Origin of the sequence: Nonomuraea ferruginea (assembly GCF_039540635.1) — a bacterium.
Taxonomy (GTDB): domain Bacteria; phylum Actinomycetota; class Actinomycetes; order Streptosporangiales; family Streptosporangiaceae; genus Nonomuraea; species Nonomuraea ferruginea.
The window spans coordinates 50282-66723 of record NZ_BAABFD010000003.1 but is presented as its reverse complement, the minus strand read 5'-3'; the positions used below and the strand labels follow the sequence as shown (position 1 = coordinate 66723).

The following is a 16442-nucleotide window of genomic DNA, read 5'->3' as shown; positions in this document are numbered from 1 at the left end:
GAGCGGTTCGGGGCATCAGGGCGGTGCCGACCGGTCACCGCGACACAACCGAGAACGCGCCCGGCCCCGGCAGGGCGCCCAACCTGGAGGACCAGCTCATGGCCCCCGTCGTCACCATGCGACAGCTGCTTGAGAGCGGCGTTCACTTCGGACACCAGACCCGCCGCTGGAACCCGAAGATGAAGCGCTTCATCTTCACCGAGCGCAACGGCATCTACATCATCGACCTGCAGAAGTCGCTGTCCTACATCGACCGCGCCTTCGACTTCGTCAAGGAGACCGTCGCCCACGGCGGCACGATCCTGTTCATCGGCACGAAGAAGCAGGCCCAGGAGGCCATCGCCGAGCAGGCCGCCCGGGTCGGCATGCCGTATGTCAACCAGCGCTGGCTCGGTGGCATGCTCACCAACTTCTCCACCGTGCACAAGAGGCTTCAGCGCCTGAAGGAGCTCGAGGAGCTCGACTTCGACAACGTCGCCGCCTCGGGGCTCACCAAGAAGGAGCTCCTCATGCGCCGGCGTGAGAAGGACAAGCTGGAGCGCACGCTCGGCGGCATCCGCGACATGGGCCGCGTGCCCAGCGCGGTGTGGGTCGTCGACACCAAGAAGGAGCACATCGCGATCAGCGAGGCCAAGAAGCTCGGCATCCCCGTGGTCGCGATCCTCGACACCAACTGCGACCCCGACGAGGTCGACTACCCGATCCCGGGCAACGACGACGCCATCCGCGCCGTCGGCCTGCTGACCCGCGTGGTCGCCGACGGCGTGGCCGCCGGGCTCATGGCCCGCTCGGGCGCCTCCCGCGGTGACGAGAAGCCGGCCGCCGCCGAGCCGCTGGCCGAGTGGGAGCGCGAGCTCATCGAGCAGGGTGGTGGCGAGCAGGGCGAGGCCCAGCCGCAGGAGACCGCCGAGGCGGCCGCTCCGGCCGCTCCCGCTGAGGAGGCTCCCGCCGCCGAGGCCGAGGCCGAGGCGCCGGCCGTCGAGGCCGAGGCCAAGCCCGAGGGCGAGCAGCAGGCCTGACCTGCCCGCGCCGCACCCGGATCCACCCGCCGCCGGCCGTGCCCGTTTCCCGGGCACGGCCGGTGAGCGGCGGACGGTCCCTCTCGGGCTGATCGGCCCGGGGGGTTCGCGGACGGACCGGTGCCGGGGCTGGTCAGGGGGCAGGCGAGCAGGACGTTCCGGGTCCGAAATGACGGGCACGGGACGCGTACCGGCTTCTGCGCGGCACGCGGTGCCGTGACGACAGCCGAGCGGCGGCGCCCGCTCGACGCACGACGACATCCACCGACATCTCACAAGGAAAAGCAATGGCTTCCGTGAACATGGCCGACGTCAAGCGGCTTCGCGAGATCACCGCCGCCGGCATGATGGACTGCAAGAAGGCTCTGGAGGAGGCCGAGGGCGACTTCGACCGCGCCATCGAGCTGCTCCGCCTCAAGGGCGCCAAGGACGTCGGCAAGCGCGAGGCGCGCACCGCCTCCAACGGCCTGGTCGCGCTCAAGCAGGACGGCGACTCCGTCGCGGCGCTGCTGGAGCTCAACTGCGAGACCGACTTCGTGGCCAAGGGCGACCGCTTCCAGGAGCTCGCGGCCCAGGTGGTGGCGCACGTCCTGGCCACCAGGCCGGCCGACGTGGCGTCGCTGCTGGAGTCCTCCTTCGACGGCCAGACCGTCAAGGAGCACCTCGACGCCGCCAACGCCACGCTCGGCGAGAAGATCGAGGTCCGCCGCTTCGCCGTGATCGAGGGCGGCTACGTCGGCGCCTACATGCACAAGACCGACCCGGCGCTGCCGCCGGCCGTCGGCGTGCTCGTCCAGCTCGACAAGCCGAACGCCGAGGTGGCCAAGGACATCGCGCAGCACGCCGCTGCCATGGCCCCGCAGTACCTCAAGCCCGACTCCGTCCCCGCCGACGTCGTCGACAAGGAGCGCAAGCTCTTCGAGGAGATGACCCGCGAGGAGGGCAAGCCCGAGGCCGCCATCGGCAAGATCGTCGACGGTCGCGTCAAGGGCTGGTACAAGGACTTCACGCTGCTGGAGCAGGCCTTCGTCAAGGACAACAAGAAGTCCGTGGGCAAGTACGCCGAGGAGAACGGCGTTCAGGTCCAGGCCTTCGTCCGCTTCAAGGTCGGCCAGGCATAGGCTGGAGCGAGTCGTCCAGTCCGAAGAACCGCCGAGAGAGGGAGGCCGCCGCCGTGCAGGACAATCAGGAGCCAGCCACGACGGCGGCTGCTCCGCCCCGAAGCCAGCTCCGCTGGAAGCGGGTGATGCTGAAGCTGTCCGGTGAGGCGTTCGCCGGCGGCGAGCCCCTGGGGATCGACCCCGTGGTCGTCGACCACCTGGCCGACTCGATCACCGAGGCGGTGCGCGAGGGCGTCCAGGTGGCGATCGTGGTCGGCGGGGGCAACATGTTCCGCGGCGCCACCCTGTCCGAGGGCGGCATCGACCGCGCCAGGGCCGACTACATGGGCATGCTGGGCACCGTCATCAACTGCCTGGCCCTGCAGGACTTCCTGGAGAGGCGCGGCGTGGAGACGCGGGTGCAGACCGCGATCACCATGCAGCAGGTCGCCGAGCCGTTCCTGCCGCGCCGCGCCATCCGCCACCTGGAGAAGGGGCGTGTGGTCATCTTCGGCGCGGGGCTCGGCTCGCCCTACTTCTCCACCGACACCGCCGCCTCCCAGCGGGCTCTGGAGATCGGCGCGGAGGCGTTGCTCAAGGGCACCCAGGTCGACGGCATCTACGACTCCGATCCACGGAAGAATCCCGACGCGGTGCGGTTCGACCAACTGGACTACGGAGAGGTGCTTCTCCGTGACCTCGCGGTCATGGACGCCACCGCGATCAGCCTGTGCAAGGACAACGACCTGCCGATCGTGGTCTTCGACCTGATGGGCGAGGGCAACATCCTGCGAGCGGTCCGCGGTGAGAAGATCGGCACGCTGGTGAGTCCCGCAGGCAAATAGGTGTGAGCCCGACACCGCCAGCTAGAAGACAGGGAGCCGCTGTGATCGACGAAACCCTCCTCGAAGCCGAGGACAAGATGGACAAGGCCGTCTCGGTCGCGAAGGAGGACTTCGCGACCATCCGGACGGGCCGGATCACCCCCTCGATGTTCAACAAGATCACCGCCGAGTACTACGGCACGCCGACGCCGATCCAGCAGCTGGCGTCGTTCCACGTGCCCGAGGCTCGCATGGTGCTCATCCAGCCGTACGACAAGAGCTCGATGGCCGCGATCGAGAGGGCCATCCGCGACTCCGACCTCGGCGTCAACCCGACCGACGACGGCCAGGTGATCCGCGTGACCTTCCCCGAGCTGTCGGAGGAGCGTCGCAAGGAGTACATCAAGGTCGCCAGGAACAAGGGCGAGCACGCCAAGGTGTCCATCCGCAACATCCGGCGCTCCGCCAAGGAGACGCTCGACAAGATGATCAAGGATGGCGACGCGGGCGAGGACGAGGTCAGGCGGGCCGAGAAGGAGCTCGACGACCTCACCCAGAAGCACGTCGCCAAGGTTGACGAGCTGCTGAAGCACAAGGAAGCCGAGCTGCTCGAAGTCTGAGCGGCCCGCTGCCGGCGGACCGCGGTCAGCGGACCGCCGCAGGTAGCGCATCTACGGCCCTCGCCTGACGGCGAGGGCCGTGGCCTATGGAGAAGTCTTGGAAGAACGCACGGCCGGCCCCAGCCCGAGCGGCGGCAGCCGCACCGGCCGCAATCTCCCCGCCGCGATCGGTGTCGGCCTCGGACTCGCCGCCCTGGTCCTGATCTCCCTCTACACCGTCAAAGAGCTCTTCCTGGTAGTGGTCACCGCGGCGGTCGGCGTCGGCGTGGTGGAGCTGGTGCGGGCGTTCGCCACCCGCGGCATCCGGGTGCCGGCCGCGCCGGTCCTGGCCGGGCTGGCCGCGATGCAGGCCGCCGCCTACTGGGGCGGCGGGGTGTGGCTGCTCGGCACGTTCGTGGTGTTCGCGCTGGCGCTGCTGGTGTGGCGGATGTTCGCCGACGGCACCGACGGCTACGTGCGCGACGCGACGGCGTCGGTGTTCATCCTGTTCTACCCGGCGTTGCTGGCGGGGTTCGTGGCGCTGCTCCTGGCGCCTGACGACGGCAGCCACCGGGTGGTGGTCTTCATCGCGGTCACGGTGGCCAGCGACACCGGCGGTTACGCCGCGGGGGTGCTGTTCGGCAGGCATCCGATGTCGGCGATCAGCCCGAAGAAGACCTGGGAGGGCTTCGCCGGTTCGGTCCTGGCCTGCACGGTCGTGGGCGCGTGGCTGGTGACGTGGCTGCTCGGCGGCGAGTGGTGGCAGGGCGCGCTGCTCGGCGCGCTGGCCGCGGCGCTGGCCACCATGGGCGACCTGATCGAGTCGATGATCAAGCGGGATCTCGGCATCAAGGACCTGGGCTCGATCCTGCCCGGCCACGGCGGGCTGATGGACCGGCTCGACTCGCTGGTGGCCACGCTGGTGCCGGTCTGGCTGCTGCTCTCGCTCTTCGTCTAGCCGGTCAGGGCCTCGGCGGTGATCGGCGTGAGCCAGAGCCACCGTACGGCCTCCCCGCCAAATGCAAACCCCGACATATCCGGCATGTCAGGGGGGTCGGCCTGCATGAGCACCCCGGAGTACTGCGGCCCCAGCGGGAACGTCTCCGGCTCGTGATACCACTTGGCGGTGTGGCCGTGGCCGAGCCAGGTCACCGAGTGCCACGGATACTGCGCCAGCCACACCAGCAGCAGCGCCGCGTCGCGCGGGTTCGCGCGGGTGGCCACCGCAAGCTCGATCCTGGCGTACGCGCCGGGCTGGTCGATCCACTGCTCCACCGTCGGCATCCGCTGGCAGCTCATCCCCACCGTCGACAGCACGCTGAACACCCGGTCGCCGTGAGCCGGGCGCTCGGTGATGCCGACGGTCGGCAACCGGTCACCGGCGGCGTCCCAGTAGCGGCCCGACGGGCCCAGCACCCGGTCCAGATGGCCCATCACGAACTGCTGGAACGACGGCCACGACCCCTCGGAGTAACGCCAGCGCCAGTAGGACCCGGCGTTGGCGATGCGCGGGCTCAGCCCTTCGAGCGCCTCCGACAGCGCCCACGCGAACGGTGACTCGCCCACCGCGTCCCGGGCGTAACCCGGCATGCCCCGATGCATGTCGGCCCAGCCCGGGATGACCGCCAGCAGATCTTCCTCCTCGTACAGCGCCACCCCGTCACCCTCCTCGAACCAGAGCGGGGTGAGCTGGCCCAGCGGCCGGCGCCCCCCGGGGTGGAGGGTGTTGGCCCGCGGCATCAGCGGAGGCAGGCCCGCGTTGATCCGCGCCAGGTCGACCACGTCGGGGGCGGCCCGATGGTTGGCCAGCCAGCAGGCGCCGTGCACGGTGCCGTCAGGAGAGCACAGGTAGGCGACCGAGGCGTCCTCGTCGCGCTCGACCACGAGCGTCCGGCTCCCGTACGGGTTGCCGGCGGTGAGGACGACCTCGGTGTGCCCCTCGCCCGACGCAGACCGGAAAATCGCCATACGGGGAAACTGTAGATCCGCGAGTCGCTCTCGTGCGAGCCTTACCCCGATCGGGAGCGCCGGGTGACGGCCATGGAATTCGCCCCGCCGGGCAAGCGTTCACTACCCTGGTCGGCAATCCCCGTGACAAGCAGAGGCAGGATCGTGTCCCAGCAGCCAGGCCAGCTCACCTTCGTCGCCCCGCGCAGGGCCAAGCCGGCTCGCCACCTCGCGGACCTGTCCATGGCCGACCGCCGCGCGGCCGTCACCGAGCTGGGGGAGAAGGCGTTCCGCGCCGACCAGCTCTCCCGCCACTACTTCGAGCGGCTGACCACCGACGTGCAGGCGATGACCGACCTGCCCGCGGCCTCCCGCGACAAGCTGTCGGCGCTGCTGCCGCCGCTGCTCACCTCGGTACGCGAGCAGACCACCGACCGCGGCACGACCCGCAAGACGCTGTGGCGGCTGTTCGACGGCGCGCTGGTCGAGTCGGTGCTGATGCGCTACCCCGACCGCGTGACGATGTGCGTGTCGTCGCAGGCCGGCTGCGGCATGAACTGCCCGTTCTGCGCCACCGGCCAGGCCGGGCTGACCCGCAACATGTCCACCGCCGAGATCGTCGAGCAGGTGGTCGCGGGCGCCCGCGCGCTCGCGGCGGGCGAGGTGCCGGGCGGCCCCGGCCGGGTGAACAACGTGGTGTTCATGGGCATGGGCGAGCCGCTGGCCAACTACAAGCAGGTGATCCAGGCGGTCCGCCGCCTGGTCGAGCCCGCCCCCCACGGGCTGGGCATCTCCGCCCGCGGCGTCACCGTCTCCACGGTCGGGCTGGTGCCCGCGATCGGCAAGCTCGCCGACGAGGGCCTGCCGGTCACGCTCGCGCTGTCGCTGCACGCCCCCGACGACGAGCTGCGCGACACGCTGGTGCCGATCAACACCCGGTGGAAGGTGGCCGAGGTGCTCGACGCCGCCTGGGCGTACGCGGCGAAGACCAAGCGGCGGGTGTCCATCGAGTACGCGCTGATCAAGGACATCAACGACCAGGAGTGGCGGGCCGACCTGCTCGGCAAGCTGGTCAAGAACAAACTCGTGCACGTCAACCTGATCCCGCTCAACCCGACCCCCGGCTCGAAGTGGACGGCGTCCCGGCCGGAGGACGAGCGCGCGTTCGTCAGGCGGCTGGAGCTCCACGGCGTCCCGGTGACGGTCCGCGACACCCGCGGGCGCGAGATCGACGGCGCCTGCGGCCAGCTCGCCGCCGCCGAGTGATCTACGGCCTGGTACGGCGGAGCCACGCGTACGCCGCCAGGCCGAGCAGACACCAGACCAGCGAGACGGCGGCCAGCTCGGGGAGCTGGGCGACCAGCCGTTCGGCGCTCGCGGCGCGCATCCACACCGTGAGCGGGACCGTGAGCCAGTGCAGCGGCGACGCGCTGATGAGCAGCATCGCGACGAACCCGGACACCAGCGCCATGATCGACAACGCCGGCGACGGCAGCAGGGCGCGGCTGGTGAGCGCCCCGAGCGTGAGGCCGGCCAGCGCGCTCAGCGCGTGCAGCACGATCCCGGCGGCGAGCACCGGCCCCGGGGGCGTGGCGCTCATCCCGAGCAGCACTCCCCACACCAGGGCCAGGGCGGCGAACGCGGCGCACGCGGTCAGCGCGGCCAGCAGCCCGGCCGCCAGCTCCCTGCCGCGACCGCCCGCCAGGGCCGCGGACATCTCCCGCTGCCGGTCCGGCTCGGTGTCGAGCAGGCTCCGGGCGGCCCAGGCCAGGAGCGGGAGGATCAGCACGGCCGAGTCCGCCAGGACGGCCGCCTCGTGGCCCGCGGGCGCCCGGGTGGCGTAGACGACGGCCAGCGCGGCCAGCAACGCCAGCAGCGCCTGATGGACCCGGTGCGACCGGACGTAGGCGGCCAGCCGGAACGCGCTCAGGGCGATCACCGGGACTCCTCCCCGCTCACCGGGCGGGCAGGGTATCCCTCACCGCGCATCCGCTCCAGAAAGGCCCCCAGATCCCCGACCGGCACGGTCACCTCCACAGCGACCCCACCTCCGTCCACACCCACTCCGACATCAGCAGAACCTCCTGCGGCCCTTCCGCCGGCCTCACCGGCGGGACTACCGACAGTCGTCGCGGTCGTGTCGGGCGTGACCGCGGGTTCTCCGGCGATGCCCCCGACGGCGTCTTCGGCGGGTCCTTGAGGGGTGGTTCCGGCGAGCTTTCCCGCGAGTATGGGGGTGCGTGCCGGGGTCGTCTCCACGAGGCGTCCGTCCGTGATCGTCCAGTGGCGCAGGGACGGGAGGTCGCGCAGGCCGCCCTGGTGGTCGGCGGCCACCACGATGGCGCCGCGCGCCGACAGTTCGGCCACGATGGGCGGGAGTTCGTCGCGGGTGCCGGAGTCCAGCCCGGCGAACGGTTCGTCGAGGAGCAGCAGCCCCGGCTCCGCCATCAGCGCCTGTGCCAGACCGACCTTGTGCGCGCTGCCCTTGGACAGCTCGCGCAGCCGCACGCCCAGCAACTGCTCCATGTTCAGCCGCTCCGCCCACGGACGCCACCGCCCGCCGCACACGCGCGCCATGTGGTCGAGGTAGCCGGACACGGTGAACGGCTGCTCGCCGGGGAACCGGTCGGGGGCCAGCCCGACGGCGGCCGGGCGGCCGGTGATGGCGCCGCCGGTGGGCCTGAGCAGCCCGGCGAGCAGGCGCAGCAGCGTGGACTTGCCCGCGCCGTTGGCCCCGGTGAGCTCGACCACGTCGCCGGGGGACAGCTCGGCGGCGGCCTCACGGATGACGGATGGATCACGTCTTCGATAGCGGAAAGACACGTCGGTCAGGCGCATGGTGGTCTTTACCATAGACACCGGCCCGCAGGGCCGGGATAAAAGGACCCCAGAGGGCGACCCCCCGTCAGGACCCAGAAGGAGTGGGCTTGAACCGCTTTCCGCGCGTCATGGGTATGCGTTCAGGCTATGACCCCGCCGAGGTCGACGCTCTGATCGAGCGGATCGAGGCCACGCTGGGCAGAGGCTCACTCGACGCCGAGCCCGTGACCGCCGACGAGGTGCGCGCGGCCACCTTCCGCTCCAGGCGCCGCGGCTACCAGGAGACGGCGGTCGACTTCGCGCTGGAGGCGTTCGTGGTGGCGCTGGAGACCATGACCCAGCGGCCCGTGCGGCTGGCCCTCGCCGAACCCACGGGCGAGCTGCTGCGCGAGGAGTGGTTCGAGAGCCAGGCGGCCCGCGTGGAGAAGGTGATGTTCCGGTCGGCCCGCATGGCCACCGGCTATCACGAGGACGAGGTCGACGCCTTCCTCGACCGGATCGTGGCCACGCTGCGCGGCACCACCCAGTATCCGGTGACGGCCAAGGAGGTGCGCGAGGTGAAGTTCGGCACCGTCGTGCTGCGGCCCGGCTACCTGATCGCCGACGTCGACGCGTTCCTGGCGGGCATCGCCGACGTGCTGGAGCAGCGCGCCTGACCCCGGCGGTACGCGCCCGCCGGCGTGCACGGACGCCTGGCTCGGGCGGATGGTGCGGTGTCGCCGGCGTTCACAGGCGCAGCCCAGACTCCAGGTGGGCCAGCGCCCTGTCGATCTCTTGGGGACCGTCCATGGCGGGGGTGTGCGCCCACTGCGTCCACACCATCGCCACCACCCCGAAGACGGCGCCGACGGCGTTGCGGACCCCGGGGTCGTCGGCGGCGCGGCCGGCCCGGTCGGCCACGGCCGCGCAGACCTCGCGGATCAGCCCCGGGCTCCTGCGCAGGTTGGCCACGACCAGTTCGGGCACGGTGGCCGCGAACACCTCCCGGGCGTGACCGGCGGCGATCTCCTCTTCGGACAGTGCGGCGAACGCCGCGCGGAACGCGCCGCGCAGCACGGGGACCGGCTGGCCGGGCGGCTGGACCGCCAGCGCCTCGACGAGCGGCGGGAACCGGTCGAGCGTGACCAGGTCCTCCTTCGACGGGAAGTAGCGGAAGAAGGTGGCGGGGGAGATCTCGGCCGCCTCGGCGATCTGCTCGACGGTGGTGGCGTGGTAGCCGCGCTCGCGGAAGAGCCGGAACGCCTCCCGCAGGATCGCCTCCCGGGTCTTCGCCTTCTTGCGCTCGCGCAGTCCGCCGTCAGCCATGTGAAAAATCTTACCGTACGTGCAAATGATGGTTTACTCTCAACTGAGAGACTACTTTCATATTCGACCGGGAGACGCCATGGGTGATGACATCAACGGCCTGCACCACGTCGGCCACATCGTGCGGGACCTGGGCGAGGCGACGGAGAGATACCGGCAGCTCGGCTTCGCCGTGGGGACGCCCGCCTACCCCGTCCTCCAGGGTCTTTCCGGCGGTGCGGCCGAGCCGGTCGGCGTGGCCAACGCGCACGTGTACTTCCCCGGTGACTTCGTCGAGCTCGTGGCCCTCGTCGACGCCGGCCGGATGCCGGGAGCGGCCCGGCCGATCCCGCTGCGGGTGCCCGATGACAAGCTGGCGGGACTGGCGGCCGCCGTCCGCGCCACCGCCGCTAACGTCGTGACCTTCCTCGACCGGTTCCAGGGCGTCCACATCGTGATCGCGGACACCTCTGACATCGACGGCCTCGCGGCGCGGTTGACCGCCGCCGGCGTCGGTCACGGCGGAGTCCACGCCGTCCAGCGTCCCGTCGAGACCCCCACGGGGATCACGATGGAGCCCGCGCGCTACGTCGAGATCTCCGCCCCCGGCCTGCCGGGCCGCGTGCCGGAGGGGCGCATCGGCTTCGCCCAGAACGCGCCGGTCGCCGTCCCCGACCGGCATCCCGCCCACCCCAACGGCGCGACCGGGCTGATCGGATGCGTCCTGTGCGTCGACGACCAGGCACTCCCCGACCTGACACACCGCTACAGCACCTACTTCGGCCAACCCTGGGAGGACTTCAGGCAAACGGCGGGTGCCCACGGCGGGACGCGCGGCGACCTCGGGCCAGTGGTGGGTGACCTCGGCGGGGCGCGCGATGACCTCGGCCGAGCGGTGGGTGGCCTGGTGGTGCGGTTCCGTCGGGCGGGTGTGACGGTTGTGGGGGCGTCGGCGCTGGATGGGCTGCTGCCGGGTGAGCGGCCGGCCGGGCTGCCCGGGTTCGTCGCCTACGCGGTGTCCGTGCGCGACCTCGACGCCACGGTAAGGCTTCTGCGTGGCAACGGCGTTCCCGTGGTCAGGAGCGGGCCCGGGGAGGTGTTCGTGCCCGCCGACGCCGCGCTGGGCGTCGCGGTCGTCTTCCGTCAGGACGGCTGACGACGGTCAGACCCGGGCTCGGCCCTCGCTGAAATCCTCACGGTTCAGGAGGGCCACGATCACCGAGGCCACCGGTGAGGCCAGGAAGGCGCCGGCGATGCCGAAGAGCAGGCTGCCGATCGCGATCGCGATGAGGATCACCGCCCCCGGCAGGTCCAGCGCCTTGCCGTAGATCTGCGGCGCCAGCACATGCCCCTCGATCTGCTGCACCAGCACGGTGACCCCGACCACGATGAGCGCGATCAGCCAGCCCTTGGCCACGAACGCCACCACCGCCGCCAGCAGACCGGCCGTGAACGCCCCGACGATCGGCAGGAACGCGCCCACCCAGGTCAGCACCGCCAGCGGCACCGCGATCGGCACCCCGAGTATCCACAGCGCGGTCCCGATGAAGAACGCGTCCACCGCCCCCACGATGGCGACCCCGCGGATGTAGCGGCCGATGACGCCGAACGCCACCGGCCCGGCCTCGCGCAGCCGCTGCCTGGCCCCGGCCGGGAACAGGCCGGTCAGCCAGTGGAACAGCCGGTCGCCGCCGTGCACGAAGTAGATGCCCAGGATGACCGCCAGCACGGCCCCCACGATGATCTCGGTCGCGGTGCGCACCCCCGCCACCGCGCCCGTGGTGATCTGCTGCTGACGCTGCTCCACCCACTGCCTGCCCTGGGCGACGAGGTCACCGAAGTCCAGGCCGAAGTTGGCGGCCAGCGCGTGCAACCGCTCCAGGACCGTGCCCACGCTGGCGCGCAGCTCGGCCAGGCCGCTGACGGTGGTCGGCACCAGCAGCGCGAACAGCCCTCCGGCCAGCAGCAGGCCGCCCAGGAACGTGATCACGGTGGCGAGCGACCTGCCCAGGCCGCGCCGCATCAGCCAGCGCGCGGGCGGCGCCAGCAGCGCGGCGACGAACAGCCCCACAATGATCGACAGGACCACCGTGCCCACGTGGGTCAGGCAGTAGAGCACCACGGCGGCGATGCCCACCCAGCCCAGTGCGCGCCAAGGGTCCATCGTCGCCTCCCCGAGATCAGGCCCGGACAGTGGCCTTCCCTCGGGGCGGCGGCGGCAACCCTGCTGGTCAGCCCGCTGGCGGGGTCAGGCGGCGGTGCTGGTCGCGCTTCGCGGTCTCGTACGCGGTCCTGGCCTCGCGGCCCGTGCCGGTGCTGGAGACCTCCGCGACCGGGACGTCCCACCAGGCCTCGGATGACGGGCTGTCGATCGCCGGGTCGGCGCGCACGTACACGACGGTCACGCCGCGGGACGCGCGGGCCGTGTCGAGCGCCTTGCGCAGCTCGGCCAGGGAGCCGGGGCGCAGCACGGTCGCGCCCAGGCTGGCCGCGTTCGCCGCGAGGTCGACCGGGAGCGGCCCGCCGTCGTAGCGGCCCTCGCCCCGGTAGCGGTACGCGGTGCCGAGCCGTTCGGCGCCGACGCTCTCCGAGAGGCGGCCGATGGAGGCGAAGCCGGAGTTGTCGACCAGCACCACGGTCAGCTTGACGCCCTCCGCGACGGCCGTGACCAGCTCCTGGGCCATCATCAGGTACGAGCCGTCGCCGACCATGACGAAGACCTCGCGCTCCGGGGCGGCCAGCTTGACCCCGAGCCCGCCGGCGATCTCGTAGCCCATGCACGAGTAGCCGTACTCGACGTGGTAGCTCCCCGGCCCGCTGGGCCGCCAGAGCTTGTGCAGGTCGCCGGGCATGGACCCGGCCGCGCAGATGACCACGCCGTCGTCGCCCGCCGCCGCGTTCACCGCGCCGATGATGGCGGGCTGCGGCAGCGGGTCGCCGTCGAGCGCGTACGCCGCGTCGACGGCGGAGTCCCAGGCCCGCGACAGGCCAGTGGCGCGGGACCGGTAGTCCTCGCCGGTGGCCCAGCCCGAGCACGCCGCCGCCAGGTCCGCGAGCCCCTCGCGGGCGTCGGCGACGAGTTGCAGCCCGGACATCTTGGCGGCGTCGAAGCCGGTGATGTTCAGGTTGACGAACCGGGCCTCCGGCGCGAACAGCGAGTGGGAGGCCGTGGTGAAGTCGCTGTAGCGGGTGCCGACGCCGATGATCAGGTCGGCCTCGCGGGCCAGCGCGTTGGCGGCCGTGGTGCCGGTCGCGCCGATCGCGCCCATCGCCATCGGGTGGCCGTGCGGCAGCGCGCCCTTGCCCGCCTGGGTCTCGGCGACCGGGACGCCGAACGTCTCGGCGAAGGCCCGCAGCTCGCCGGTGGCCTCGCTGTAGATCACGCCGCCGCCGGCCACGATCAGCGGCCGGGACGCGGCCTTGACCAGCTCGGCGGCCCTGGCCAGCGCGGACCGTTCGGGGCGCGGCCTGGGGATGTGCCAGACGCGCCGGGCGAACAGCTCCTCCGGCCAGTCGGCGGCCTCGGCCTGCACGTCCTGCGGCAGCGACAGCGTCACCGCGCCCGTCTCGGCCGGGTCGGCGAGCACCCGCATGGCCGCCAGCAGCGCCGCCGGGAGCTGCTCGGGCCGGTTGACCCGGTCCCAGAAGCGGGAGACCGGCTTGAAGCAGTCGTTGACGGAGACGTCGTAGGAGCGCGGGTCCTCCAGCTCCTGCAGCACCGGGCTCGCCACCCGGGTGGCGAAGATGTCGCCGGGCAGCAGCAGCACGGGCAGCCGGTTGATGGTCGCGGCGGCCGCGCCGGTGACCATGTTGGTCGCGCCGGGGCCGATCGAGGTGGTGCAGGCCAGCGTCGACAGCCGGTTGGTGGCCCGCGCGTACGCGGCGGCGGTGTGCACCATGGCCTGCTCGTTGCGGCTCAGATAGTAGGGCAGGCCGGGGCCGGAGGTGGCCAGCGCCTGGCCGATGCCGGCCACGTTGCCGTGACCGAAGATGCCGAAGACGCCGCCGAACATCCGGTGCTCGACGCCGTCGCGCTCGGTGTGCTGGGCGGCGAGGAAGCGCACCACCGCCTGGGCCACGGTCAATGTCACCGGCAGCTTCACGAGGTCCTCCCGAAGGGCAGCCGGGGGTCGATGTCCTGGCCGTCCCAGGTGGCGCGGATCCAGGCGTGGCGGGGGTCGTCGCAGAACGCCATGGACCGCTCACCGGCGGGACCGGCCAGCACGTTCAGGTAGTAGAGGTCGTAGCCGGGCGCGGCCATGGACGGGCCGTGGTAGCCGTACGGCACCAGCACCACGTCGCCGGAGCCGACCTCGGCCAGGGTGTCGATCTGCCCCCGCTCGGAGGAGTAGACGCGCTGGTAGCCGAGCCCCTGATCGGCCACCTCGAAGTAGTAGATCTCCTCCAGCACGGCCTCGCCGGGGTTCGCCGTGTCGTGCTTGTGCGGCGGGTAGGACGACCAGTTGCCGCCGGGGGTGAGCACCTCGACGGCGACCAGCTTGTCGCAGGCGAGGACGCCGGGCGCGGCGAAGTTGTTCACCTGGCGGCTGGCCTGGCCGGCGCCGCGCAGCTCCACCGGCACCGCGGAGGCGGGCACGTGGCGCGGCTCCAGGCGGCGGGTGGCACGCGCGGACGGCAGCGCGATCCGGCCCGTACCGGTCAGCGTCACATGCTCAGAAATCGGGATATAGGCGAAATCGGAGGGCCCGGCGAACACCGAAGGCCGCCCGGCCAGCTCGAAGACCCGCGAGCCGTCCGCCCCGACCGTCACCGTGCAGGAGCCCGACAGCGGCAGGACGATCATCTCCTCCTCGCCGGTGTCGAACGACACGGGAGCCCCGGCCAGGTCCACCACCCGCAGGCCCGAATAGTCCCAACCGGCCAGCGACGGCGTGATCTCCACGGCCCACGGCCCGTTCGCGGCCTTGCCGTACGGGAAAAATGTCATGATCCAGCCTCTCGAACCAGTGCGGCGGCGCCGTCCACGGCGGTGGCGACGTCATCGTCCGGAGGGTAGAGCAGGGCGCGGCCGACGACGAGCCCCCGCACGCCCGGCAGGCGCAGCGCGCGCCCCCAGTCCGCGAAGGCGGCCGCCGCGTCCGGCGGGTCGCCGCCGAGCAGCAGCGCCGGCAGCGTGGTGGCGGCCATGACCCGCTCCATCTCGGCCACCGCCGGGATCTTCAGCCAGGTGTAGGCCGAGGTGACGCCGAGCGCCTGGGCCACGCTGATGGCGCGGATCACCGCGTCGGGGGACAGGTCGTTGCGGATCGCCCCGGTCTCAGTGCGCGTCGTCCAGAACGGCTCCACCATCGCCACGAGCCGCCTCCTGGCCAGATCGGTGACGGCGCGGGCGCACGACTCCAGGGTGGTGACGCTGGCGGGGTCGGACGGGTCGATGCGGCACAGCATCTTGCCGCCGTCGAGCCGCATCTCGTCGATGGCGGCGGCGTCGTAGCCGGTGAACCGGTCGTCCAGCTCGAACACCGAGCCCTGCAGACCGCCCCTGTTCATCGAGCCGAAGGCCAGCTTGCCCTCCAGCGCGCCGAGCAGCAGCAGGTCCTCCAGCACGTCGGGGGAGGCCAGGATGCCGTCGACGCCGGGCCGGGCCAGCGCCACCCGCAGCCGGTCGAGCAGGTCGGTCCGGCTGGCCATGGCCAGCGGCCGGTCGCGCACGGCCAGCGCGCCGCGCGCCGGGTGGTCGGCCGCGACGATCAGCAGCCGCCCGCCCTCGCCCGGCAGCTCACGCCGCTGACGGCGGGCCGCGGCCTGCGCGATCGCCCCGGGCCTGGTGGCGCGGATGTGGGTGAGTTCCTCGTACCGCGTCGTTCTGGGCAGCGTGACGTCGCTCAAGGACGCACCTCGCTCCGCGGGTCGGTAGCGGTGGTCGCGGGCCGGCCCTCCAGCAGGGACAGCACCTCGCCGGTGGTCGGCATGGCCTCCGCGCAGGCCAGCCGCGCCGCCACGTGGGCGCCCGCCGCGTTGGCGAAGCGCACCGTACGCTCCAGCGACCAGCCGCGCACCAGCCCGAGGCAGACCGCGCCGCCGAAGGCGTCGCCCGCGCCCAGCCCGTTGACCACCTCGACCCGGACCGGCTCGGCCACCACGTGCTCTTTCCCGCTGCGGGCCAGCACCCCGTCGGGGCCCATCTTCACGATCGCCACCTCCATCCCGGCGTCGAGCAGCGCCTGCGCCGCCGCCTCCGGGTCGCGGGTGCCGACGGCGATCTCGACCTCGTCGAGGTTGCCCACGGCCACGTTCGCGTGCGGGAGCGCGCGCCGGTATTCGCGCTCGGCCGCCTCGCGCGACTCCCACAGCATCGGGCGGTAGTCCAGGTCGAACACGGTCCACCCCGACGGCGCCGTCCGGGCCGCCAGCGCGGCGGCGTGCGCCGAGCGGCTGGGCTCCTGGCTCAGCCCGGTCCCGGTGAACCAGAAGACCGGCGTCCGGCGGATCGCGTCCAGGTCGAGCGACTCGGGGGTGATCCGCAGGTCAGGCGGATGCTCGCCCCGGTAGAAGTAGATCGGGAAGTGGTCGGGCGGGAAGATCTCGCAGAACGTGACCGGCGTGGGCGGCCCCTCGACCGTCCCCACGAAGACGTCGTCGACACCGAATCCGCGGATCGCCTGCCGTACCCACTCCCCGAAGGGGTCGGCGCCCACGGCGGTCACCACGGCGGGGCGCAGGCCGTGACGCGCCGCGGCGACCGCGACGTTCGTCGGGCTGCCGCCGAGGAACTTGCCGAAGGACTCGACGTGAACCAAGCTCACGCCGGTCTGCAGCGGATAGATGTCGACGCCGCAGCGTCCCATCGTGATCAGGTCGAACAACGCACCTCCAGAGCTGGAGCTT

At 72.1% G+C, this 16442-nt stretch carries 17 protein-coding genes; 8 read left to right on the top strand and 9 right to left on the bottom strand.

What is annotated here, in order from left to right; translation table 11 throughout:
• The first annotated feature begins 98 nt into the window (after positions 1-98).
• The 5 genes from rpsB (at position 99) to ABD999_RS06905 (ending at position 4500) form a co-directional block, all read left to right on the top strand.
• Positions 99-1019, top strand: a complete 921-nt coding sequence (gene rpsB, locus ABD999_RS06925) for a 30S ribosomal protein S2 (RefSeq protein ID WP_219549363.1) — start codon at positions 99-101, stop codon at positions 1017-1019.
• 287 nt (positions 1020-1306) lie between these two features.
• On the top strand, positions 1307-2140 hold the full coding sequence (gene tsf, locus ABD999_RS06920; protein WP_148033763.1) for a translation elongation factor Ts: 834 nt from the start codon (positions 1307-1309) through the stop codon (positions 2138-2140).
• Between the two features lie 125 nt (positions 2141-2265).
• Positions 2266-2964 (top strand): UMP kinase, encoded by a 699-nt coding sequence (gene pyrH / locus ABD999_RS06915; protein ID WP_246640903.1) that lies wholly within the window; start codon positions 2266-2268, stop codon positions 2962-2964.
• Between the two features lie 41 nt (positions 2965-3005).
• Entirely contained in the window at positions 3006-3563 is a 558-nt protein-coding gene (gene frr, locus ABD999_RS06910) for a ribosome recycling factor (RefSeq protein WP_219549335.1), read from the top strand.
• A 97-nt stretch (positions 3564-3660) separates the two neighbouring features.
• Positions 3661-4500: a phosphatidate cytidylyltransferase gene (locus ABD999_RS06905; protein WP_271274954.1), complete on the top strand. Its 840-nt coding sequence runs from the start codon at positions 3661-3663 to the stop codon at positions 4498-4500.
• On the opposite strand, the gene ABD999_RS06900 is transcribed toward ABD999_RS06905, so the two are convergent.
• Complete coding sequence (locus ABD999_RS06900; RefSeq protein ID WP_271274955.1) at positions 4497-5510, bottom strand: suppressor of fused domain protein; 1014 nt, start codon at positions 5508-5510, stop codon at positions 4497-4499. The two genes, ABD999_RS06905 and ABD999_RS06900, sit on opposite strands and share 4 nt — an antisense overlap.
• Before the next feature lie 144 nt (positions 5511-5654).
• On the opposite strand from ABD999_RS06900, the gene rlmN reads away from it, so the two are divergent.
• Positions 5655-6755, top strand: a complete 1101-nt coding sequence (gene rlmN, locus ABD999_RS06895; protein ID WP_271274956.1) for a dual-specificity RNA methyltransferase RlmN — start codon at positions 5655-5657, stop codon at positions 6753-6755.
• 1 nt (position 6756) lies between these two features.
• Here the strand turns inward: rlmN and ABD999_RS06890 are convergent, their stop codons facing one another.
• A complete protein-coding gene (locus tag ABD999_RS06890; RefSeq protein ID WP_271274957.1) occupies positions 6757-7428 on the bottom strand; it encodes a hypothetical protein in 672 nt (223 codons plus the stop codon).
• The gene (locus tag ABD999_RS06885) at positions 7425-8327 is read right to left on the bottom strand and encodes an ABC transporter ATP-binding protein (RefSeq protein ID WP_271274958.1); all 903 of its coding nucleotides are present in this window, start codon (positions 8325-8327) and stop codon (positions 7425-7427) included. Before ABD999_RS06885 ends, ABD999_RS06890 begins: the two co-directional genes overlap by 4 nt.
• Before the next feature lie 83 nt (positions 8328-8410).
• Between ABD999_RS06885 and ABD999_RS06880 the strand changes: the two genes are divergently transcribed.
• Positions 8411-8965: a DivIVA domain-containing protein gene (locus ABD999_RS06880; protein WP_261808790.1), complete on the top strand. Its 555-nt coding sequence runs from the start codon at positions 8411-8413 to the stop codon at positions 8963-8965.
• 70 nt (positions 8966-9035) lie between these two features.
• Here the strand turns inward: ABD999_RS06880 and ABD999_RS06875 are convergent, their stop codons facing one another.
• Entirely contained in the window at positions 9036-9614 is a 579-nt protein-coding gene (locus ABD999_RS06875) for a TetR family transcriptional regulator (RefSeq protein WP_271274959.1), read from the bottom strand.
• A gap of 79 nt (positions 9615-9693) precedes the next feature.
• Between ABD999_RS06875 and ABD999_RS06870 the strand changes: the two genes are divergently transcribed.
• Positions 9694-10749: a VOC family protein gene (locus ABD999_RS06870; protein ID WP_271274960.1), complete on the top strand. Its 1056-nt coding sequence runs from the start codon at positions 9694-9696 to the stop codon at positions 10747-10749.
• A gap of 6 nt (positions 10750-10755) precedes the next feature.
• Here the strand turns inward: ABD999_RS06870 and ABD999_RS06865 are convergent, their stop codons facing one another.
• The 5 genes from ABD999_RS06865 to iolC all read right to left on the bottom strand — a co-directional run bounded on the left by ABD999_RS06865 (position 10756) and on the right by iolC (position 16420).
• Positions 10756-11757, bottom strand: coding sequence for an AI-2E family transporter (locus ABD999_RS06865; protein ID WP_271274961.1), 1002 nt, complete (start codon positions 11755-11757; stop codon positions 10756-10758).
• Positions 11758-11824: 67 nt separating this feature from the next.
• Positions 11825-13696, bottom strand: coding sequence for a 3D-(3,5/4)-trihydroxycyclohexane-1,2-dione acylhydrolase (decyclizing) (iolD, locus tag ABD999_RS06860; protein WP_271274962.1), 1872 nt, complete (start codon positions 13694-13696; stop codon positions 11825-11827).
• Positions 13693-14541 carry a 5-deoxy-glucuronate isomerase gene (gene iolB, locus ABD999_RS06855; protein ID WP_271274963.1) on the bottom strand — a complete coding sequence of 283 codons (849 nt, stop codon included), beginning with the start codon at positions 14539-14541 and terminating at the stop codon, positions 13693-13695. Before iolB ends, iolD begins: the two co-directional genes overlap by 4 nt.
• Entirely contained in the window at positions 14538-15443 is a 906-nt protein-coding gene (locus ABD999_RS06850; RefSeq protein ID WP_378525337.1) for a Cgl0159 family (beta/alpha)8-fold protein, read from the bottom strand. Before ABD999_RS06850 ends, iolB begins: the two co-directional genes overlap by 4 nt.
• Positions 15440-16420 carry a 5-dehydro-2-deoxygluconokinase gene (iolC, locus tag ABD999_RS06845; RefSeq protein ID WP_271274964.1) on the bottom strand — a complete coding sequence of 327 codons (981 nt, stop codon included), beginning with the start codon at positions 16418-16420 and terminating at the stop codon, positions 15440-15442. Before iolC ends, ABD999_RS06850 begins: the two co-directional genes overlap by 4 nt.
• Between the last annotated feature and the right edge of the window lie 22 nt (positions 16421-16442).

Bases quoted from the DNA above. Each gene is read 5' to 3' on its own strand.
- rpsB (WP_219549363.1), top strand. From the start codon at position 99: ATGGCCCCCGTCGTCACCATGCGACAGCTGCTTGAGAGCGGCGTTCAC.
- tsf (WP_148033763.1), top strand. From the start codon at position 1,307: ATGGCTTCCGTGAACATGGCCGACGTCAAGCGGCTTCGCGAGATCACC.
- pyrH (WP_246640903.1), top strand. From the start codon at position 2,266: ATGCTGAAGCTGTCCGGTGAGGCGTTCGCCGGCGGCGAGCCCCTGGGG.
- ABD999_RS06900 (WP_271274955.1), bottom strand. From the start codon at position 5,510: ATGGCGATTTTCCGGTCTGCGTCGGGCGAGGGGCACACCGAGGTCGTC.
- ABD999_RS06885 (WP_271274958.1), bottom strand. From the start codon at position 8,327: ATGCGCCTGACCGACGTGTCTTTCCGCTATCGAAGACGTGATCCATCC.
- ABD999_RS06875 (WP_271274959.1), bottom strand. From the start codon at position 9,614: ATGGCTGACGGCGGACTGCGCGAGCGCAAGAAGGCGAAGACCCGGGAG.
- ABD999_RS06870 (WP_271274960.1), top strand. From the start codon at position 9,694: ATGGGTGATGACATCAACGGCCTGCACCACGTCGGCCACATCGTGCGG.
- ABD999_RS06865 (WP_271274961.1), bottom strand. From the start codon at position 11,757: ATGGACCCTTGGCGCGCACTGGGCTGGGTGGGCATCGCCGCCGTGGTG.
- iolB (WP_271274963.1), bottom strand. From the start codon at position 14,541: ATGACATTTTTCCCGTACGGCAAGGCCGCGAACGGGCCGTGGGCCGTG.